Origin of the sequence: Paenibacillus sp. TC-CSREp1, from assembly GCF_050171015.1 — a bacterium.
Lineage (GTDB): Bacteria > Bacillota > Bacilli > Paenibacillales > Paenibacillaceae > Paenibacillus > Paenibacillus silvae.
In genome coordinates this window covers 1-21,977 of the sequence record NZ_JBNOKM010000029.1, presented here as the reverse complement: position 1 = coordinate 21,977, position 21,977 = coordinate 1, and the positions used below count along the sequence as shown (strand labels likewise).

The 21,977-nt window shown below is 49.8% G+C and carries 17 protein-coding genes; 2 read left to right on the top strand and 15 right to left on the bottom strand.

Annotated features, from left to right (window positions below; translation table 11 throughout):
* Positions 1 to 90: 90 nt before the first annotated feature.
* Positions 91 to 489, bottom strand: a complete 399-nt coding sequence (locus ACQSGY_RS28335) for a sensory rhodopsin transducer (RefSeq protein WP_188594670.1) — start codon at positions 487 to 489, stop codon at positions 91 to 93.
* Positions 490 to 518: 29 nt separating this feature from the next.
* Here ACQSGY_RS28335 and ACQSGY_RS28330 point away from each other — a divergent pair, with 29 nt between their 5' ends.
* Positions 519 to 677, top strand: coding sequence for a hypothetical protein (locus ACQSGY_RS28330; protein WP_427181880.1), 159 nt, complete (start codon positions 519 to 521; stop codon positions 675 to 677).
* Positions 678 to 1,772: 1,095 nt separating this feature from the next.
* Here the strand turns inward: ACQSGY_RS28330 and ACQSGY_RS28325 are convergent.
* From ACQSGY_RS28325 to ACQSGY_RS28265, 13 genes are all read right to left on the bottom strand, one after another.
* The gene (locus tag ACQSGY_RS28325) at positions 1,773 to 2,963 is read right to left on the bottom strand and encodes a rhamnogalacturonan acetylesterase (protein WP_427181918.1); all 1,191 of its coding nucleotides are present in this window, start codon (positions 2,961 to 2,963) and stop codon (positions 1,773 to 1,775) included.
* A gap of 353 nt (positions 2,964 to 3,316) precedes the next feature.
* A complete protein-coding gene (locus ACQSGY_RS28320) occupies positions 3,317 to 4,156 on the bottom strand; it encodes a carbohydrate ABC transporter permease (RefSeq protein WP_427181878.1) in 840 nt (279 codons plus the stop codon).
* Positions 4,157 to 4,158: 2 nt separating this feature from the next.
* Positions 4,159 to 5,061, bottom strand: a complete 903-nt coding sequence (locus ACQSGY_RS28315; RefSeq protein ID WP_145406310.1) for a carbohydrate ABC transporter permease — start codon at positions 5,059 to 5,061, stop codon at positions 4,159 to 4,161.
* Positions 5,062 to 5,225: 164 nt separating this feature from the next.
* Entirely contained in the window at positions 5,226 to 6,515 is a 1,290-nt protein-coding gene (locus tag ACQSGY_RS28310) for an ABC transporter substrate-binding protein (protein WP_111272119.1), read from the bottom strand.
* A 233-nt stretch (positions 6,516 to 6,748) separates the two neighbouring features.
* A complete protein-coding gene (locus ACQSGY_RS28305; protein ID WP_427181876.1) occupies positions 6,749 to 8,302 on the bottom strand; it encodes a response regulator transcription factor in 1,554 nt (517 codons plus the stop codon).
* Entirely contained in the window at positions 8,277 to 10,064 is a 1,788-nt protein-coding gene (locus tag ACQSGY_RS28300; RefSeq protein ID WP_427181874.1) for a cache domain-containing sensor histidine kinase, read from the bottom strand. Before ACQSGY_RS28300 ends, ACQSGY_RS28305 begins: the two co-directional genes overlap by 26 nt.
* A 1,666-nt stretch (positions 10,065 to 11,730) precedes the next feature.
* The gene (locus ACQSGY_RS28295) at positions 11,731 to 13,056 is read right to left on the bottom strand and encodes a stalk domain-containing protein (protein ID WP_427181873.1); all 1,326 of its coding nucleotides are present in this window, start codon (positions 13,054 to 13,056) and stop codon (positions 11,731 to 11,733) included.
* Between the two features lie 207 nt (positions 13,057 to 13,263).
* Complete coding sequence (locus ACQSGY_RS28290) at positions 13,264 to 13,530, bottom strand: hypothetical protein (protein ID WP_427181872.1); 267 nt, start codon at positions 13,528 to 13,530, stop codon at positions 13,264 to 13,266.
* Between the two features lie 23 nt (positions 13,531 to 13,553).
* The gene (locus ACQSGY_RS28285; protein ID WP_427181916.1) at positions 13,554 to 14,417 is read right to left on the bottom strand and encodes an inositol monophosphatase family protein; all 864 of its coding nucleotides are present in this window, start codon (positions 14,415 to 14,417) and stop codon (positions 13,554 to 13,556) included.
* Between the two features lie 108 nt (positions 14,418 to 14,525).
* On the bottom strand, positions 14,526 to 15,527 hold the full coding sequence (gene uvsE, locus ACQSGY_RS28280) for a UV DNA damage repair endonuclease UvsE (protein WP_216519889.1): 1,002 nt from the start codon (positions 15,525 to 15,527) through the stop codon (positions 14,526 to 14,528).
* A 163-nt stretch (positions 15,528 to 15,690) separates the two neighbouring features.
* Positions 15,691 to 16,014: a hypothetical protein gene (locus tag ACQSGY_RS28275; protein WP_110899160.1), complete on the bottom strand. Its 324-nt coding sequence runs from the start codon at positions 16,012 to 16,014 to the stop codon at positions 15,691 to 15,693.
* 59 nt (positions 16,015 to 16,073) lie between these two features.
* Positions 16,074 to 17,174: a D-alanine--D-alanine ligase gene (locus ACQSGY_RS28270; RefSeq protein ID WP_427181871.1), complete on the bottom strand. Its 1,101-nt coding sequence runs from the start codon at positions 17,172 to 17,174 to the stop codon at positions 16,074 to 16,076.
* Positions 17,175 to 17,312: 138 nt separating this feature from the next.
* Positions 17,313 to 18,332: an amidase domain-containing protein gene (locus ACQSGY_RS28265; protein ID WP_427181915.1), complete on the bottom strand. Its 1,020-nt coding sequence runs from the start codon at positions 18,330 to 18,332 to the stop codon at positions 17,313 to 17,315.
* A 449-nt stretch (positions 18,333 to 18,781) separates the two neighbouring features.
* Between ACQSGY_RS28265 and acnA the strand changes: the two genes are divergently transcribed.
* A complete protein-coding gene (gene acnA, locus ACQSGY_RS28260; RefSeq protein ID WP_427181869.1) occupies positions 18,782 to 21,496 on the top strand; it encodes an aconitate hydratase AcnA in 2,715 nt (904 codons plus the stop codon).
* On the opposite strand, the gene ACQSGY_RS28255 is transcribed toward acnA, so the two are convergent.
* Positions 21,493 to 21,864, bottom strand: coding sequence for a hypothetical protein (locus ACQSGY_RS28255; protein WP_427181868.1), 372 nt, complete (start codon positions 21,862 to 21,864; stop codon positions 21,493 to 21,495). The two genes, acnA and ACQSGY_RS28255, sit on opposite strands and share 4 nt — an antisense overlap.
* Between the last annotated feature and the right edge of the window lie 113 nt (positions 21,865 to 21,977).

Sequence of the window (21,977 nt, the reverse complement as noted above, 5' to 3'; positions counted from 1 at the left end):
AAGCATTGAGCCGCTATTGTTGCTGATGATAAAAAGGTGGTGGTATTCGGGTTGGGTAGGGCGGGGGAGTATATAGCATGGTACTGTATATTAAGCCAAAGGGTATGCCATCACACTCATCAATGCAAGCTCTGGCTGCGTTGTATCCAAGCGGCTGTATTGTATGATGACCGGCACATTACTTGCTACGGTAATCGCATAAGGCACTCCGGGCGGGATTGCTTCTTCTCCGGATCGAAGTGATGCCGTACGTATATGTTTTGTCCTTCTGGCAGGGACAACGGCTTGCATGTTCTCCAAGGGTTCACGATCTTCAAAATAAATCGTAATCTCCAATGCAGCATCTGTGCCGCCGGTGTTCAAAACACAGATGCTTTCGTGACTCTCCAGCGTGCCGCAGCTATCTGGCGGAATATAGCCATCCGGGATAACCCAGTAGGTATGCCCGTTCGCTGACGGACCGCTTTGAATACGGTTATCGTTTGTCATAAATACCCTCCTTTATTTCGCGATGCGCCATGCAGCTTAAACCCCTGCTGGAATGCGGGCTGACGCTTGGCGGGTGGATCGGCTTTGGGGCCGCTGTTGGTCCGGGATTTCTTCGATTCCCCTCTATGGGGGAAATCCCGGACCAAACGCGGACGCTTCGCTGCTTCGCGATGCGCCATGTAGCTTAAACCCCTGCTGGAGTGCGGGCGGACGCTCGGCGGGCGGATCGGCTTTCGGGCCGCTGTTGGTCCGGGATTTCTTCTATCCCCCTTCTATGGAGGAAATCCCGTGCCAAACGCGGACGCTTCGCTCCCTTTTTCCGATTCCTCCCTCCTCGTTGCCTCACTATTCCTCTGGTGCTTTAAAAACAAGGCCCCTCGCTTCGCTGGGTAATTTTGTTCGCTCGTTGGCTTGGCTCGACTCGCGTTTTAGTAAAAACCCTGCTGGTACGCGGGCAAACGCTCGGTGGGCGGATCGGTTTTCGGGCCGCTGTTGGTCCGGGATTTCTTCTATTCCCCTCTATGGGGGAAATCCCGTGCCAAACGCGGACGCTTCGCTCCCTTTTTCCGATTCCTCCCTCCTCGTTGCCTCACTATTCCTCTGCTGAGCGCCGTTTTGGGGTGACGATATGCGCTAACGATTCAGAGAAGCCTTATTTGGGCGATTTGGATCATGCTACTTTTCTAACGATTCACAGAGACGCTATTTAGCTCATTTTGCTGATATTGAGTGCATTTTAGGGTGTTTTGGATGGAATAAGGTTCCTACGATTCGTTAGAATTCTACATCAGCAAATTTGGGGCAAATAAGGTTTGTGGGGATCGTTAGAGTGCTCGCCAACAGTTTAGTTGTAGGAATTGGTAGAGCTCCCACCATAAGTTTGATATATGGCGACCGTTAGAGCTCCCATCACCAGTTTGATCTATGGCAATAGTTAGAGACCCGCCGACAGTTTGGTTTGTAGGATTTGGTAGAATCACCAATTTGCTCCGTGGGGATCGTTAGAGCTCCCACCGCCAGTTTAATCTGTGGAGTTCGTTGAGCAACCCCACCAGTCTGGTTTGTAGTAATCTTCAAATTTCCTGCTGCCAGCTGGTATTGCAGGATCGTTAAAATCCCCAGACCATCTCGAGCTAGTTCTCCAAAAATACCATCTGCCTGCTCTATATCTGCATCCTCATCTACATCTACCCTATATCTGCATCTACATCCTTTTGTACCTGTGTCCTACCTTACCCCAGCCTCTGCCACAACCTCTAACCTTTCACCTTGTGCCCACTCTTTTACCGCAGATACATCTGTAACGGCTGCAGACGCAGCTCGCGGACCGCTTCAGCCACCTGCTGTGCCAAGCGGCGCGCACCTCGCTCCTGAAAATGTGTGTTATCCTCCACACCCGTCGGAAAGTTGATATACTCGCCAGGCAGCACCCACATAAAATCCTCTTTGCTGCCTTCTTCACCCGCCTGTTCGAACAATTTGCGGCTGCGCTCAGCCAGATCGATCAGCGGTACATGCTCGGCTTCCGCCAGCTCCCGCATGGCGATGATATAATCGCCGTGTGTATCCGTTAATGTACCGTCATCCGCAAAGTAACGCCGATGCACGGGTGTGATCAGCACCGGGCGAGCGTTGGCTTCGCGTGCGGCATCGATATATTTTTTCAAATATTGCTTGTATGTGGTGAAAGGCTCTGTTCCCCGTTCGGGGTCCGGCTTCTCGTCGTTATGTCCGAATTGAATAAACAGAAAGTCATCAGGCTTGATTCGCTGCATAATCGCATCCAAGCGGCCTTCATGAATGAAGCTGCGTGAGCTGCGGCCTGACATCGCATGATTATCCACAGCTACGTCATGTTTGAACTGTGCAGGCAGTAGCTGCCCCCAGCCGCAATACGGGTATCCGCTCTCGGGCTGATCCGTTACCGTGGAGTCCCCAGCGAGAAATACGGTCATCGTCTGATTCGCAAGAGTAATCTCCAGTGCATTAATCCGCGGTGCAGGACCAGAGAAGCTCAGTCGAAGCCGCCCTCCACGTACAACAACGGCAAACCGCATCTCTGCACATTGTCCCGCCACCGTACGTATGACAGGCAGCATCATCCGACCTTCTCCGGCTTTGACACGAGTTACCGTATCCGCAAGCGGATCACCGGCAATGAGCAGCACCTGATACGTCCCATCCGGTACATCCACAATAAACGATGCCTTGAGCGGGATGCAGAAGCTGGAACGCAAGCGGACAGACATAGCTGTCTGCCCTTGCGAGGGTTGAACTCCTTTTGCCAAGATTGAATTGGAAGCTTCAGCTGCCCCATCCTCCTGCTCTCCATACCGCTGTTTCTCATATACCAATGAGCCGGGTTCAAAGCCATATCCTTTGCGCACATCATATATCGTTGTGGACGAAACAGACGTGTAGCCTTCAACATGTTCAACTGCATTCTCTGCTGTATGTTCCGCTGCTTTCTCCACTATATGTTCAACTGCAAGTTCTCCTCTATGCTCTGCTACATGTCTTGCAAATGTAATCCCTTCATTGCTCTCTCGTTTCACGTTCTGCTCTGACATCCCGTTCCCTGAGTCCAGAGTTGATGTCATGTTTGCGTATGGACCAAAATTAAACTTCCAGGAGTTCACCTTCGGCCCTGCTTGTTCTGTTTGTTGTGCTTGTTCTGATTCCTCTAATTGCTCTAATTCCTCTACCTTTTCAGCACTGTCTGCACTCCATACACTACCTGCACTTCCTGCTCGTTCTGCCTTATTCAAGTCCGCTGAGTCCACTGGTTAAATTCCTCCATATACTATTGGTTTAACCCCTCTGCCTGTTACCCCTTCAAACCACTCGTACTCATGCCCTGCACAATTTGCTTCTGGAAAATAAAGAATACGGTAACTACCGGAATCAGGCTGACGATCGACATGGCAAACATGGCACCCCAGTTGGAGGCCGATTCACTGTCCAGGAACATTTTGAGCGCCATCGAAACGGTGTACTTGTCAGGCGAGTTCAGATACAGCACCGGTCCGAGCAAGTCCTCCCATCTCCAGTAAAAGGAGAAGATTGCCGCTGTCGCCAGCGAAGATTTGATCAGTGGCATAATGATCTGGATATACAGCCTGAATTTGTTACAGCCGTCAATCGTTGCTGCCTCGTCCAGCTCTTTCGGAATCGTACGAATGAACTGCACCATCAGGAAGATAAAAAACGGCATCCCGAAAAATGTAGGTACAACAATCGGCAGAATGGTGTTCAGCCACCCGAGCTTGGTAAAGATAATATACTGAGGAACCAGCACCACGTCATGCGGCAGCATCAGCGTTAACATCATCAACGAAAACCAGAAGGTGCGTCCTTTGAAATTCAGTCTGGCAAAACCAAACGCGATCAGTGACGATGACAGCACAGCTCCTATGGTCGAGATCACTACGATCACCAGTGAATTGGTGATGTAATCCATAAAGGGCCTTCCGGCTGTTCCTTTCCAGCCATCCACATAGTTGGACCAGATCCACTCGGTTGGAAACAGGCTCTCTGCCGTGACAAAGATCGTGCGGCTTTCCTTAAATGAGCTGAACAGCATCCACAGCACCGGGTAAAGCATCAGGAAAGCAAGTGCGGCAACAAACAGATGATAGACAGGCCATTTGACATTTCTCCACACCATAATCATTTCCCTCCTTCAGATTCGTAAAATACCCAGAACTTGGATGTCAGGAACACTGCGGCGGTGAGTACACCGATCATAATCAGCATCACCCAGGCCATAGCCGAGGCATAACCCATGTTGTTAAACATAAACGCCTGACGGAACAGATACAGCGAGTAGAGCATCGTGCCGTCCATCGGACCGCCTTCGCCTTTGGAGATGATATATGCCGGGACAAAGGTCATAAATGCACCGATCGTCTGCATGATCAGATTGAACAGCACAATTGGACTGAGCAGCGGCAGCGTAATGCTGAAAAATTTGCGAACCGGATTTGCGCCGTCTACCCCGGCAGCTTCATACATCTCGGGAGAGATATTTTTGAGTCCTGCCAGGAAAATCAGCATGGATGATCCAAACTGCCATACCGACAGCGATATCAGCATAACCAGAGCCGCATCCGGGTCGCCGAACCAGCTGACTGGACCAATACCGATCGCGGTCATTGCACTGTTAATCACACCTTCATTGCTGAAGAGGTTACGCCACATGATGGATACAGCGACACTACCTCCAATGATAGAAGGCAGATAGTACAAGGTACGATACGTTCCGACCATACGAGAGCCCGTATTCAGAATCATCGCTACAAACAGGGCAAAGATCAGCCTTAACGGCACCCCGATGAATACATATAAAAAGGTAACCTTGACCGAATTCCAATACTTCGGGTCATCAAAAAACATTTTGGTATAGTTGTCGAGTCCAATCCACCTTGGAGAAGTGAACAGGTTATAACTCGTAAACGACATATATAAGGAAACAAACATCGGAATAAGTGTAAATCCAAGAAATCCAATAATGAACGGGCTGATAAACGCATATCCGGTCAAGTTTCTGCGCAATGATGAATACTGCCTCATGGGGAACGTACCTCCTTCATCGATCAGCCTGCTGCGAGCCTTCATATTGCAAAAGGAACGGGCAACGGGAAAACAAACGGGACGGGCAAAGGCCCCCGCCATCAGCGAGCAGCCCCGGTCCCGACCATCCCTGCAAGCGGGACGAGCAAGCGATCATTCAACTGTTATTTATTGTTCGCCAGTACAGCCTCGGCATTTTTGCGGAAGGTCTGTGCTGCTTGTTCAGGTGTAATTTTGCCAAAATTCAATTCCTCCACCACATCGGCCAGTGCGGAGATCACCTCTGGTGAGCCTACTGGCGGCGGAGGGCTCATTGGTGAAGCCTTGGGCTCCATGGAAGCTACAAATTCAAATACCTGTTTCGTTGCATCACTCAGCTCAGGGGCAATAGCCTCTTTGATTTTTCCGGAAATCGGCACACCGCGCTCCCCTTTGATCAGTTTGTTGGCTTCTTCATCGTTCACCCAGAAATCAATGAACTTCGCTGCTTCTTCCTTCACTTTGGAGTTGGACGTTACACCCCAGTACATACTTGGCTGCATATAAAGTCCTTTTTCCATATCCGGACCAGGCATTGGCGCAATGGCAAGTGGACGGTTAGCTACCTGCTGCAAGGCAACGAACTGGTTGGACCATTGCCATACACCGATCCCTTTTTCCTTCACCAGATCCGACTCTTCAATGATGCCTTTGGTTTGGTTCGCTACATCCGGGGAAGGTGCAGCCTTCTGCTCGATCATACGCTGCATGAGTCCGAAAAATTGGACAAACAATGCATCGTCATCATAACCAAGCCCGGTGCCTTCCGGGTTATAGAGCGATTTGCCTTTGGTACGCAGGAAGTAGTGGAAGAAAATATCCGGCGCTACGCCGCCATCCAGATACAGTCCCTTCTCTGCGACCTGTTTCCCAAGCGCTTCGTAGGATTCCCATGTCAGATTTTCCGGCATGGCATCAACGCCAGCTTTCTTCAGCAGCGCCGGATCATATTGAAAACCGAGCACGTTAACCCCGGCAGGAACACCGTACTGTTTACCGTTAATGACACCTGTGCTGATGACATTTTCGGCCACATCATCCACCTTGATCTGGTTGCCCAGATAAGGGGCGAGATCCTCAAGCTGACCGTTCTGTGCATACTGGCTGATGTAGGAAATATCCATCTGGATAATGTCAGGCAGCTGGTTCGCTGCGGCTTGCGGGGCGAGCTTTTTCCAGTAATCGTCAAAGGAAGCATATTCCACGTCAATTTTGACGTTTGGATTTTTCGTTTTATACAGGTCGATGACCTTCTGTGTGTATTCATGCCGTGTATCGGAGCCCCACCAGGCGATACGCAGATTCACCGATTCATCCTTGCTGCCAGCCCCTTGCTCACTGCCTCCACCTGAGCTGCACGCTGCTGTAAAAACAAGTAGCGCAGCCATCATCAGGAATATTGCCTTTTTCACCATGCCAATCTCCCCTTTTATGTTGATATGGTTGTGTGATCGGGTTATCTCCATCCTGTTGATGTAATACTGATAACGCTTTCACAAACTTGATATTGTCATTTTCGCAAAAGTCCGGTTCAAGTTGAATACACAAAACCGTCTTGTTGGTTCAAAAAACAGAGGAGGACATCTCTGACGCTCCAGGCATCAGTTGTCCTCCTCCATAAACAGGCAAGCTCCTTGCCAGTTCTTTGTTATATGCCGAATTTTCGAAATTCGGTTGGTGTCATTCCGGTCCATTTTTTGAACACCTGACTGAAATACTGCGAGTTGCCTCCAAACCCGAACAGCTCTGCCAGCTCAAACACCTTTACATCCCCGCCTCTGCGGATATGTTCACATGCCCGTTCAATGCGAAGACGATTGACGTAATTCGAGAAGTTTTCACCTGTCACCTTCTTGAAAATTTTACCGAGGTAGTCCGGGTTCATGTATAACATCTGATGGGCTACACCACTCAGAGACAGGTCTGCTTCTCCATAATGGCGGTCTACAATATCCATCATTTTCTCCACGGCTGATGACTGGCGGCTGATATAATTTTTGTAATAACCTGCCGTTAACTTTGCAGCGCTGTCGGCTACAAATGTTTTCAAGGCAGGCAATGTGTCCATATGTGTCAGCTCCGCCATCCGCTGCGTAAAATCGGTAGCCTCCTCGGGCGGGCACACCTGAATCATGGCCGAGTATAACTGCACCACGTAAGCACGTGTCACCTCGGTATCCAGCTTCTGTTCTTTCAGCTGCTCGAACAAACGCTCCACCTCCGCAGCAGCTTCCTCCGTGTTGCCGGATTTAATCAACTGGCACAGCTGCTCTGCATCCTGCTCCACATGTACACCGCTGCACTCCCCTGCCAATACAACGTCATTTTTCGTAATCAGCTTGCCCTCACCGATGAAAAAACGATGATTCAAGTACTGCAGCGCCTCGCGGTACAGCCGGCGGGACTGGATCATATGATCCGCTTCACTCAGCGCAGCGGTAACTTCTAATTTGTACAGACGGATGAACGCCTGCCGAACCGCTTCAATGCGCTCCTGTAGCTCATCCAGATCTGCCGCATCTGCCAGCACAATAAGGAGTTTACCTTCAATCGTTGTGCTTAACAGTACACCCGGAAGCAGGTCAGCCGCTATATTTTTGATCGCAAACAAGTGACTGTAATCATGCTCTTCCACAATGCGAAGCAACAGTAACCGTACGCTTTTCTGCTGCAGCTCCAGATTGAACAGCTCCTGATAGTATTCCAGATCCATCGGACCGTAGGTACGGTTGGTCATAAACTCCAGCAAAAACTGCTCCTTCACATGAGGCAGCACCCGCTGTAAACGCTGCTTGATCTCTCCTGCCGCATGCTCCCTCACCTGTGCATCCTGACGCTCCTGCAAGAGCTCGATCAAGGCGTCATGAATCTGGTTTTCGTTGCAGGGCTTGAGCAGATAATGCTTGACGCCATACTGCATTGCCTTGCGAGCATACTCAAATTCCTTGTAGCCGGACAGCATGATAAATCGTACCGCCGGATAGGCCTCGGACGCTTTCTCAATCAGTCCCAATCCATCCAGACCAGGCATCGAAATATCCGTAATGATGATATCCGGCTTGGCGCTTTCGATTTTCCCGAGAGCCTCCACACCGTTTCTTGCTGTATCCACCAGTTCTGTGCCCGCGGCCGCCCAGTCGACCACCTGGGAAATCCCCTCCAGTATGACACGTTCATCATCTACGAGCATTACTTTGTACATCGTCATCGTCCTCTCTGATCCAAGGTATGCTGATCGATACTACAGTTCCTGATCCGGGTGTGCTGCGTATGCTCATGATGCCTTTGTCGCCAAAGGTCAGCCTGAGACGCTCCTGAATATTGGCAAGTCCTATGCCCTGTCCTCTGGTCTGAATCTGCCCTTCCTGCAAACGCTCCATGAATTCGGAGGTCATGCCCGGCCCGTTATCCTCAACCTCAATGCAGACGTGATGCCCCTCTGCTCTGGCACGAATTCGAATCTGGCAGGGCTCGATGCTGGGCTCGAGTGCATAATGAATGGCATTTTCCACAAGCGGCTGCAGGGTTAATTTGGGAATGCGGGCCGTCCCGACCTCCGGGGCAATATGCATATCAAAATCAAGCCTCTCCTCAAACCGGGTACGCTGAATGGTCACATAGCTGCGCACAATCTCCAGCTCCCTCTCCAGCGTAATCCACTTCTCGGACATATTGACCGAGCTGCGCAGCAGGAACCCAAGAGCCTCGACCATCTCCGAGATTTGATGCTGCTTCTGCACTTTGGCAAGCCAGTTAATCGACTCAAGGGTATTGTATAAAAAGTGCGGATTAATTTGCGCCTGAAGCGCTTTCAATTCAGTTTCTCTTATGACGAGCTGCTTCGCATAATTCTCATCAATCAGCTCTCGTATCCGCTGCAGCATCATCTTGAAGGTGCGATGCAGCAGTCCGACTTCATTTTGCGGAGAGACGGGAATGTTGCCAAGGGCCGCCTCCTCCAGTTTATCGAGGTCTCCCTTTTCAATATTACGCATCTTCTTGATTAGTTGGGCAATCGGATGGGTGATACTGCGAGAAAATTTGGCTCCGAACACCAGGGCCGCCAAAAAGATCATAATAAAAATAACGATCACGAGCTGTTTCACAAACTGAATCTGCTTAAACATCTGATCGAACGGCGTGGTATATAAATAATTCCAGCTCGTGTAGGAGGAATGTGCTCTTGCCACAAAATACTTCCCCTGCTCTAACGTCGCAATTCCGTAAGGCTGCGTCCGCTTCAGCTCCGATGCGATTTCGGCCTTGCTCACGTTGGATTCGGTGGGATAGATCACCTCCGTGCCGTCAACGATCAGCAGCTGGGAATCCTCGGCTGGCTCCTGCATCTGATCCTGAACGATTCGGTCCAGCCGCACACGGATAATCAGCGTGCCCAGCTTCTCCAGTGTAAACGCCCCGCCAGTGAAGGATTTCACCTGCCTGACGGACAGCAGCCTCGCCTGCTGATCGCCACTGGCCTGCCATACGTTGGAGCCGGCATACTGCTCGCCCAGCGAGATCAGTTCCTTTTGCTTCGCAGCTGAAATACCTTCCCGGTTGCCTGCCGCCATCACATTGTTATCGTTGTCGATAAATATCATGGAGTACACGTATTTCTCGGAACCGGCGTAAGCGACGAGGCGATTTGTTATCTTTTTGCGCAAACCATTTCGCTCGTATCCACTTTCGGCCTTCTCCAGTTGCAGCAAATACTGCTGCAGCGGCTCATCCGACATCACCTTGAAGGACAGATTGGATAACTCACGCAGCTTGTTTTCGATGCCGACGGATGACATATTCAGCACCTGTGACGACTTTTCATAAATCTGACGGTCATAAATATTCAGTACGTACTGCATGACAGAGAGGTAAAAAGCAAGGCTGATCAGCATCAAAAAACCGATGAGCAGCATCGTTTTGTGATGAATGGGCAGTGTTGTGAAAGCGTTTTTAATTTTGTTCACTCAGGAGCGCTCCTTTGCTTGGCGAAGGGTGCGGTTATAGCATGGGTGGGATGTGCTGGGCGATGGCTACAGATATTAGATTGTTTATGATTCTGCCGTGTCTCTGCGTTCGTGCCTCCAAAAATTCAACTGCAACTGCAATGGCAATTTTGATTCAAGTTCATTTGAGAATGCAACTGTGAATTGACCTCAGTCTGGATGCGACTGTGCCATAATTTAATGGACTCCGATCATACTTTATACTTTGATTGTTGCTGCGACTGTGATTAGATTATGATTTGTGGCTGCGACTGTGATTGAATTGTGAATGTAGCTGTGACTATAGCTAACTATAACTGCAGTGCCTTGAGTCTGTCTGCCACTGTAACTACGATTACAATGCTGATCCTGAATACTATTGTTCTGTGACCATAACAAAGTCCACGATGCTGACCGCACATTCATATTCCCTGCACATTCATATTCCCTGTAAGTTATTTTCATATTTACACAACCATGGGCAGATGACAAGTCATAATTATGCAACATAATAAGTCATTGTAGGAGGTAGACTGCTTGGAGACAGGATGCCAGAGAGTTTCCCGCAGGTGTGTAGGGGCACGTCAAGGAAAAGTGACGCAGCAGGAGGCGAAAAGGCGGTAAAAGAGGCACTTCAGTGGGTTTCAAGACATGCCCTGATATGCAGCGCTCTTCTATCAGAAGAGTACGAAGCTATTGTAGTGTGGCCTGGTGCTGGATAGTTACCTGCTTGGGACAACGCTGTATGCAGGTTACTGGTGAAACAATTCGTCTCGAAATGAAGCTGGTGTATACTTCCTTTCTTGATTATACATCAAGTACATGAGGCTTATAGGAATTCAGGAGGAACATCAACGACCAAGCAGTATCCCAGCAACGCTAACGATCCCCACAGACCTTATTCTGCTGTTTAATCGAGGTTACACATTCTAACGATTCCCAGCGACGCTATTTTACCTAAATACAGCTTAAAACAGGAAAAATCGAGAGATTTTACACCAATAGCGTTACTACGAATCGTTAGAATTCTAAAAGGCCCATTTAGAGCGAAATAAGGCTTCTGGGATTCGTTAGCGACACCCACCGCATTGAACTCCTATTTGGATGCTATTTGGATGCTATTGGGATGCTATTGAGCTCCTATCTAGCTTTTATTGAGCTCCTTTCTAGCCCATCTAGCTTCTATCGAGCTTTTTAAAACTTTTGAGGTTTTCCACCTGGCTTTCACTTAGCCCTCACTTAGTCTCTACTAGCCTTCACTTTTCTTATATCTAGCTTTTACCTAGTTTTCACTCATCTACTCTTCATCTACTCTTATATCGAGCTCTTATAACGAGCTTCTATCGAGCTTCTATGGAGCTTTCACCGCACAATCACCGTTCGTTTATGATGCCTGCCGATGACCACATTACGGCTGCAACAAAAAAGTGACGAGGCATAAGTACTTCCTGCTTCGTCACTTGCATAACACTTTCGGTGAAAGAGTCCCGGGTTTCGCGGCTTCGTTCTATACCTCTCCGCTCACAAGGTCACCCTGTACATTTACAGTACATTCTCACCTTACATTTACTATAATCAACGGTCCATTTTCCTGCTCTTAGTTATACATTTCAAGCAATGCTCTCGGGGCACTGCTTAAAATAACTTGTTACGGATTCACAAATACCGTTTTGAGCTTTGCTACATACTGCACGTCAAAGCCCAGGCCCTCGGCGACCATCGCTACGGGCACATAGGTTTTGGATTCCTTGCCAACTTTGTTCAGGAAGGCAGGTGTATCCACAGCAACAGATGCTCCGTTCACGATCACGGACTTGGCTCCCATCTTCACAGCTACCTTGCGGTCACCGTAGGTAATGGTTGCTGTGGACGTTTTGTTATCCCATACCGTTTTCGCACCTACCGCGTTTACAATGTCTTGAATAGCTACGAAGTTTTTGCCGTTACGGATAATCGGCTTGTATGGAGTGTTCAGCATTTTACCGCTCACAATAATGTTCATCGGTTGACCCGCTTCCGGAGCAGTCAGTTTGGTGTAGTCGCCCCAGATCGTTTTGGCAAAGACTTCAGCGATAGCAGCATATCCAAATTGATTCGGATGAAAATCACGGTCTTTGATCATATGTGTCATCGTACCTTCGCCGCCAACAAATTCTTTGGCGACATGAGCCACTTTCACATCTGCGCCCTGAGCTGTGAACTGAGCGGCGATGCCGTCAATCGTTTGTGTGAAGCCCTGGGAAGCCTGCATCAGCTTGGCGTACAGCTCTTTACCTGCTACCGCCGGCATCGGCTGATATTGGTCGGCAATAACAATCCGGGCAGATGGATTAATGGCATGAATATCATTAATGATAGCAGTCACATTCGTTGTATACGTTGACAACAATTCTTTCACTTTTTCCTGCAGCTCCTGATCGCTCATGGTGTTCGCTGTACCAAGCAGCTCGGATACGTCATTGCCACCAATCGTCATCGCAACGAGATTGGCCTGTGCAATGCTTTCACGGATGGCAGTCGTGTTTGTACCAATCTGTCCGGCTCTCGGATCGGGCAGGTTAGGCTGAATTTCATCAGCAGTAAGCGTTCTGCCTGCATTAATAGCATCCGTAAAATTCTTCAAACCACTGGTTTTAAGTCCGGCGATGCCGAAGTTATCGACCTGTGTCCGTCCATGAAGCAAGCCCTGCTCCTGCAGTCGCTCTACATAACCGTACGGTAGGGTTGTCATTTTCGGCTCGTAGCCTACAGTAATGGAGTCACCCAATGTGACAATGCGGAACTCTTTCGTCGCAGCCACCACATCTTTCTTTGGTGCTGTCTTCGATGTTTCGTTTGATGCCACAGGTAATACAGCCGTTTCAGCATCAGCAGCATGTGCAGGCAATGCGGACGATGTGAACAGCAGCATCCCCGCCAGCATACTGGCAGACAGACCTGCAGCTGTGTTTTTCCAAATCCGTTTACGCTTCATTCTTGTGAACACTCCCTTAAATTAAATCTATCATTTACACGATAATATAGTACATCCATCACTCCGATGACATATGCCTGTGTCCCTCTATTCTATCACCTTGATTACGGCCCTGTCTTCTTTCCACTATGCATGCACCAAAAAACAGACTCCCCTTTGCCGGGAAGCCTGCCTTTGATCAAAAATACTTCATGTAAGAGAGCATATTTACTGCGATTGGTCGTCTGCCTCTGCCTCTGCTTTCTGCTTGGCAGCACGGTCCAGATACCGATCATAACGGTTATCCAGTTCACGAGCCATCGTACGGAACTTTAACGTTTCTTCAACAATCGGGTCCCGTTCTGTCTGAATGCGGACCTCGTATTTCGGAGGAATCAGCTGACGTTCCCGCTCTTCAGCATCGCCGGAAGCTTCCATGTCTCCTTCTGTCAGCATATCGCTAAGCCGCCGTTCCAGTTCTTTGGATTCATCCATCGTTATTCGCTCCTTCAATCATTTTACTCTAGGCCTGTAGCCTTGGCTTCCTTCAGCACACCCGTCAACGCATCATGAACCCTGCCATTGCTGGCAACGATATGGTTCACCGCCAGTGTATACGGTGTTCCAACGGTATCCGTAACCTTACCGCCGGATTCCGCTACCAGCAGTGCTCCTGCGGCAATATCCCACGGCTTGAGGCCAACTTCCGTATAGGCACTCAGACGTCCTGCAGCAACATAAGCCAGATGAATTGCAGCTGAGCCACCTGCACGCAAATTGCGAACCTGCGGTGCCAGAGCCTGTACAGCAGCCATATTAAGCGGCAGCGCAAAGGTGGCATCTGCCGGGAAGCCTACCGCCACGAGGCTCTGTTCCAGTGTTTCTTCGCCCGATACCGTCATCCGGTTTCCGTGCACGTAAGCTCCTTTTCCTTTTTCCGCAACAAATAATTCATCACGGGAAGGGTCATAGATGACACCAACAATGACTTCGCCCTTATGAGCGAGCGCAATGGATACCGAATAGAATGGGAATCCGTGCACAAAGTTAGTCGTGCCATCTACCGGATCAACAATCCAGAGGTACTCTGCCTCTGCTGCTTCTTTCAGTGCTCTTGCTGAAGCTTCAGGCCCTGGTTCAACGCCCTCTTCCCCCAGAATCGTGTGGTCTGGAAAGTGGGTCAGAATCAGGCGGCGGATCATCTGCTCTGCCCCTTTATCCACTTCGGTCACCAGATCCTGCGGAGAATACTTGGTTCCCAGCTCACTTACCGTGCCCAGACGGCTCTTGATCCATTCGCCTGCCTTGGACGCGGCATTAATAGCAACGGCAGTATAGCTTTTGCTTGTCACGACATAAGGTACCTTTTCCTTTTCATTCAAAGCGTTCACTCTACTTTCTATATCAATCTACGAAAAAGTTAAAATACTTGTTAAAAGTATACGCCTGAGCCATCGTAAAGTTTCTTGCTGCCCAGGCCCCTTTTGGCTTCATGGCTGGATGCGAACGGTAGACTCGTCCACCCATTCCACACCTTCATTCTGATAGAATGCCAGCTTCTGCATCAGCTGCACGAGAGCTTCATCCTTGCGTTTCGCCTCAATCATCACATCAAGGGCTGGAGTATATGCTGCGATATGACGGAGAAAATCAAGCACTGGCTCCACCTCGACTCCATCCGCATGACCCCGCAGGTCCTTCTCGCTCTTCGGGCTGGAGACATGAATTTTCGGGGCTAACGGCTGGTCAGCAGATGCGTCGGCTTGTGCGAGCGGTGATTGCCAGGTATGCAAAATATCAGGCCACAGCTCCCATGGCTGCTCGCCTTCGTTATTTACCCACTGGTGGTGAATATCCAGCACCATCGGCAAGCCGAGGTTCTGGCATACGGCCAGCGTCTCGGGTGCATTAAACGTCTTATCATCGTTCTCCAGTGTCATCCGTTCCTGAATATCCCGGTCCAGCTTCATAAAGTTTTCTTCAAAACGCTGCGCTGCCGAAGGCTTGTCTCCGTATGCACCCCCAATATGGATGTTGTTCTTCGCAGTTGCATTCAGGCCCATGGCATTCAGCATGCGAACGTGATGACGCAGATCCTTCATGGAGTTGCGCAGCACCTCTTCGCGAGGGGTACTCAGTACGGTAAAATGATCCGGGTGAAAGGACACGCGCATTTGATTTTCCTTCACAAAGTCACCAATCGCTTCAAAATCCGGCTTCAGTGCCGGGAACGGGTCCCAATCACTCAGGTCCTCATGGGTTGCGAGTGGAATTAATTTGGACGAGAAACGATATACATGAATATGACTGCCTTTATTGTGCCTGAGCAAGCGTAACGTATTGTGCAGGTTCTCGGCCGCAATGCGCTCCAGCTTGCGAATCGCTGCTTCCCTGTCTCCGATCTTGTTAAAGCTGGCCATCGTCATCGTCCGGGAAGGCGAAGCATTCTCCACCAGCACCGACATTGCCACGTAACCGAAACGTACAAGCATGGATTTCTTCCTCTCTGTTTAGAGCGGACAGACCTCACGGCTATAGACAGCCGCAGAGATAAGCCGACACGGTATATAACCAAGTTTTACCCTAAACAAGAGACCATAATCGTATTGTTGCAAATCCATCCAGTCGTTCTGTTCGGTGCGTCCTGTGATCAGACTACTCCTGAGCTTGCTCCCCGAAAAACATTTCGTCCGCAAGTGCGGTCTGGATACGCGATTCTTCCTCGGTCAGCTTGCGAATGAGCTGCATCTCCACTTCCGTCACTTCCTGGTTCTGAAAATTGATCTCCGCAATGGAAGCCACAATCTTCACAATCGCCACCGCTACGTTATCCGGGGTGTATGCAATGACTTTCTGCCCGGTTGGAAACACCCGGAAGCCTTGTTTGACCATTTTGCCGCGGCCGTATTCCAGCAGTTCGAAGAGCTCTTGCTCGCTTTTGAATTTGCATACTGAATTAAACTCTGTCTGAAATCCCATGCCCATTCCTCCTGATATGCTGATATTGGACTCTTGCCTGGATAGTCGGATCGTGCAGGCTATGCCTGAACGCCGTTCTCGTAATTCAGCGCCTGCTTGCGGTTATACCGCTCCAGACCCAGCTCGATCATGCGATCCAGCAGTTCTGCATACGACACACCTGTCTCGCGCCACAAGAGCGGGTACATACTGTACGGTGTAAAGCCCGGCATTGTGTTCACTTCATTGATTAGCAGTGCTCCATCCGATTTGCGAATGAAGAAATCCGCACGGGAAATGCCGTTACCCTCGATGGCACGGAACGCCTGCAAGGCCGCTTCACGAATACGATCTGCTGCTTCAGGGTCCAGCGGTGCAGGAATCAGCATCTGTGACTGTCCATCAATATACTTGGCTGCATAGTCGTAATACTCACCCGAGGATACAATCTCACCCGGAACCGATGCCATCGGTTCATCATTTCCGAGAACGCTGACCTCCACCTCGCGTGCTTCCACAAATTCCTCAATGACAACTTTGGTATCATACCGGAGTGCAAACTCGATCGCTGTTTTCAGTTCATCGCGGTTACGCGCTTTGGAAATGCCCACACTGGAGCCAAGGTTGGCCGGTTTGATGAAACATGGATAACCCAGCTGATCCTCGACCTGTACGATCATTTCATGTTCAGTCTGCTTCCATTGTGTGACGTTAAAATACGTGAAGGCACACTGGTCAATACCAGCCTGGGCGAACAGCTTTTTCATGACCACTTTGTCCATGCCGCCTGCCGAAGCCAGCACGCCTGCACCCACATACGGCATATCCGCCATCTCAAACATGCCCTGGATCGTGCCGTCTTCACCAAACGTGCCGTGCAACAGCGGGAACATGATGTCCAGCGCTTCCGCTCCACCGTATAAACGTGCGAATAATGCATTCAGCGCGTCCTGTGTGCCCCCTGCCGAGCTTTCCAGCTTCAGATCTTCAATGCGTGCAAAGGGTGCATGCATTACCGCTCCTTTTTTCCACGTCCCCTGCTTGGAGATATAAAAAGGAACCAGTTCATACTTGTCATAATCAAATGCATTTGTTACAGCAAACGCCGTTTGCAGCGACACCTCATGTTCGCCCGATTTTCCGCCGTATACGACGCCTACTTTTAATTTATCCATACTCATGCGTAACCTCCGATTATATCTGTACCTGATGCTGTCTGCGCAACCAATACGGGCAATTGCCCTGCTGCTTCCGGTCTCTATTCTTATTTTACACGGAACGGGCTGTCTGCGTCACCGCATCCCGCAAATCTTTCCCTCTCAGAACTCGTCTGCAATATGAAAAAGCCGATACACCGTGCGTTCTGTCCAGGCATACGAATCCCGGTAATCCCAAAAACGGTGGCGACTGCTCACGGTATGTGCGTTCACCAGCGGCATGCCTCCCGCATCAAAAGCGGTAACCACCGTGCTGTGCTGAAATCTCCCGTCGCCATCCCAGTCATAGAAAATGACATCACCGAGCATCAGCTGCTCGGGTCGATTCACTTCGGTCGCTGTCAGCCCCCAGCTGCTGCCGGACAAATATCTGGCCAGACTGTTGGACACAGCCCAGCTGTAACTCCACATTTCCGAGCCGCCCACATACCCTTTATACCACCAGCCCGCTTCTCTTCTACCAGTATAGTGGATGGGTGCTTCCCCTGCAAAGAGACACTGGGACACATAATTCGTGCAGTCCACGTCGAATTCTTCAAAGGCCGGATTGCCCGCATTCCACCACCGATCCGCATAAGCTACAGCCAGATCCCGGCGATAGATCTGTCGTCTCGCACTTCGGCCCTGGCCCAGCACCTCGCGGTTCAAGAGCGGACGGTTCACCGCCTGTACAAAATCGGCCTGCTGGTACGGCCGCCCTTCGCCCGCAGGTCTGCGTTCAGGAACCTCACGCTCCACACGGGCAATGCTCCATTGTCCATTTTCACGCAAAAAGGTTAACCGCTCCCGCTCGATTCGATCCTCCCGGTGAGTGATGCCGCTCTTCTCATAGAACAGTCTGCTGTACAGCTGCACCTCCGCTACCGCTTCGTCAGGCCCGTCAATCAGTGTGCGCACAAGCTTGGCGCTGGTCTCGCTGCGAAGTGGCACGGCGCGCCGTTTGCGATACCATTCATCCAGCCTTGCCATGCGTTCCCCCCGTTCAACCACAAATTCGGGATCGGTCACGATTCGTTCACTCGTCTGTGGACGGTAATCGATCTCACAGCGGTTGTACTGGTTGACGTACGTATACAAGGCACTCTTCCATTCGCGTTCCAAGCTTGTGTCCCCCTTTGACATGAGTTCGGATCTGGATCGTCCATAGCCTAAGCCGTTTTGAATCGTCGTGCGCATGTAATGTTCGAATCGCTTATCGCATGTAATGTTTTGAACTGTTTAAAGCATAATGGTATAAGCTTATCTCCTGCTATTTATATGAAGGGAATGTTGGTTGTATGTGCACGTCTCGAATGAAGCATCTGAATAAGCTGTCAGGAATGATCGAAATCAGGCTTGTTCATACCTGTCTGGAGAAAACGCCTTCATGTGTTGAAACGCTTGCTTGATCAGGCAAAAAGCCCTTTACGTACGGATGTGAAAACGGTATACTTAGAACTAAAGTTATGATTTTGAAATTATGTTTCATCTGATGAAACCATTAAACAAGAACACGGAACGGTGAAGCCTGTTCTTCATTATGAAATGAACGCTTTCTTCATCTCACCGACACATTTTAAGGAGGTACATGTATGTCAGCCAAGAACCATTTCTCCGCTGCTCGTTCGCTTGAGGTCGGAGGCAAGTCTTACCGCTACTACAGTCTCGATGCTCTTCAGGAAGGCGGCCACGGCGACCTTTCCAAGCTTCCCTTCTCCATTAAAGTGCTGCTTGAAGCAGCTATTCGTCAATTCGACGGACGCGCCATTACCGAAGAACATGTTAAACAACTGACCGGCTGGGCAGAAGGCCGTGACAATAATAAGGAAATTCCGTTCATCCCTGCGCGGATCGTACTGCAGGATTTCACGGGTGTACCTGTCGTTGTTGACCTTGCAGCAATGCGTGACACCGTCAAAAAAGCTGGCGGCGATCCGAAACAGATCAATCCGCTCGTACCGGTTGATCTCGTTATTGACCACTCCGTTATGGTTGATGCTTTCGGAACCAGTGATGCACTGGATTACAACATCAAAGTTGAGTTCGAGCGTAACGAAGAGCGTTACCGCTTCCTGCGCTGGGCACAAACGGCATTCAACAACTTCCGTGCGGTTCCGCCATCCACAGGGATCGTTCACCAGGTTAACCTGGAGTATCTCGCTTCCGTAGCTGCAACCAAAACGGTTGATGGTGAAACGGTAGTATTCCCGGATTCCCTCGTAGGTACGGACTCCCACACTACCATGATCAACGGTCTTGGCGTTGTCGGCTGGGGTGTAGGTGGTATCGAGGCCGAAGCAGGTATGCTGGGCCAACCGCTTTATTTTGTAACACCGGACGTTATCGGTTTCAAATTGACAGGCAGCCTGAGCGAAGGCGCTACAGCAACAGACCTCGCGCTGACTGTTACACAAATGCTTCGTAAAAAAGGTGTTGTCGGCAAATTCGTCGAGTTCTACGGACCGGGCCTTGCCAACATCGGCCTTGCTGACCGTGCAACGGTTGCCAACATGGCACCTGAATACGGCGCAACCATCGGTTTCTTCCCGGTAGACAGTGAAACGTTGAATTACCTGCGCAGCACTGGCCGTTCCGACGAGCAAGTGGACCTGGTTGAAGCATATTACAAAGCTCAAGGCATGTTCCGTACAGCGGACACGGTTGATCCGGAATTCACGGATGTTATCGAGCTTGATCTCGGCTCCGTTGTACCAAGCCTTGCAGGACCTAAACGTCCACAAGACCGCATCGAGCTGACTCAGATGAAAGAAAGCTTCAACAGCATCATCCGTACACCTGTCGACAAAGGCGGATATGGACTGAGCGATGAGAAGATTGAACAAAAAGTGCCAGTGACACACCCTGACGGTTCCACAAGTGAACTGAAAGCGGGCGCTGTTGTAATCGCGGCGATCACAAGCTGCACGAATACATCCAACCCGAGCGTTATGGTCGGTGCAGGTTTGCTGGCGAAAAAAGCGGTTGAATTCGGCCTGACCAAACCAGGATATGTGAAAAGCAGCTTGACTCCAGGTTCCCTTGTAGTTACCGAGTATCTGGAAAAAGCTGGCCTGATTCCGTATCTCGACCAACTCGGATTCAACGTTGCCGGTTACGGCTGTGCGACTTGTATCGGTAACTCCGGCCCGCTGCCGGATGAAGTCAGCGAGGCGATTGCTGCCAACGATATGACGGTAGCGGCAGTGTTGTCCGGTAACCGTAACTTCGAAGGCCGTGTACACGCTCAGGTTAAAGCCAACTACCTGGCATCTCCGCCACTCGTTGTTGCTTACGCACTTGCAGGTACAGTTGATATCGACTTCGAAACCGATCCAATCGGTCACGACCAAAATAATAAACCTGTATTCCTGAAAGACATCTGGCCGAGCTCCGAAGAGATCAAGGATGCCATCGCAAGCTCCCTGAATGCTCAGATGTTCCGTAATAAATATGAGAATGTATTTACAGCCAACGAGCGTTGGAACAAAATTGCCGTACCGGAAGGCGAGCTGTATGAGTGGGACCCGAACTCCACATACATCCAGAACCCGCCATTCTTCCAGGAGCTTGGCGACAAGCTGAACGATATCTCCGATATCCGCGCTGCACGTGTAATGGCATTGCTGGGTGACTCCGTAACAACGGACCACATCTCACCAGCAGGTAACATTGCTCCGTCCAGTCCGGCTGGAGTATACCTGAAAGAGCATGGCGTTGAGCGCAAAGACTTCAACTCCTACGGTTCACGCCGTGGTAACCATGAAGTGATGATGCGTGGTACGTTCGCCAACATCCGTATTCGTAACCAGGTAGCTCCAGGTACCGAAGGCGGTATTACGAAATACTTGCCAACGGACGAAGAGATGTCCATCTACGATGCTTCCATGAAGTATCAGGCTGAAGGACAGAACCTGATCGTTATCGCAGGTAAAGAATATGGTACAGGAAGCTCCCGTGACTGGGCGGCAAAAGGAACGTTCCTGCTTGGCGTCAAAGCCGTTATCGCAGAAAGCTTCGAGCGGATTCACCGCAGTAACCTGGTGGGCATGGGCGTTATGCCATTGCAATTCCAGGAAGGTCATGGCTGGTCCAGCCTCGGTCTGAACGGACGCGAGACGTTTGACATCACAGGTCTGAGCAATGATGTGAAACCAGGTCAAGAGCTGAAAGTCACTGTAACCCGTGAAGACGGTACACAGTTTGACTTCCCTGTAATCGCTCGTCTGGACAGCATGGTAGACGTAGATTACTATCACAACGGTGGTATCCTGCAAACCGTATTGCGTCAAATGATGAAAAAAGCTTAATACACTTTATCTTTCATGAGATAAAATGATATAGCAAAGCCCCGCTTCATGTGCAGCATGCACGAGGAAGCGGGGCTTTTAATTTTGAGTTTGTGGATTACCAATAATTCATCACGCGTGAAGCTGCGAATCATCGCAGATCTTTTGTTTTCCAACTCCAGTACAACCTGTTCATCATTATGCTTATGTTTTACGTCTACGATCTTACTTTCAATAGCGATGAGTGCTCTCATTCTTCCGGCAAGCTGGTTAGCCAACAAAACCAATATGAAAATCCTCCCTTTCTCTTCTAATGAATAAACGGATAACTCGTATTCATTAGTTGATGGTGCAGGCGATATTCTAACGATTCCCAGAACACTAGCCATGCAAATAACCTAACATTATAAATTAATATTTTTAGAAATTCTCTTTAACAGTGAAATAAAGAATATATTTACAGTTGAATTTAGCCACTATAGAAAATAAGGGAAGACTCCCG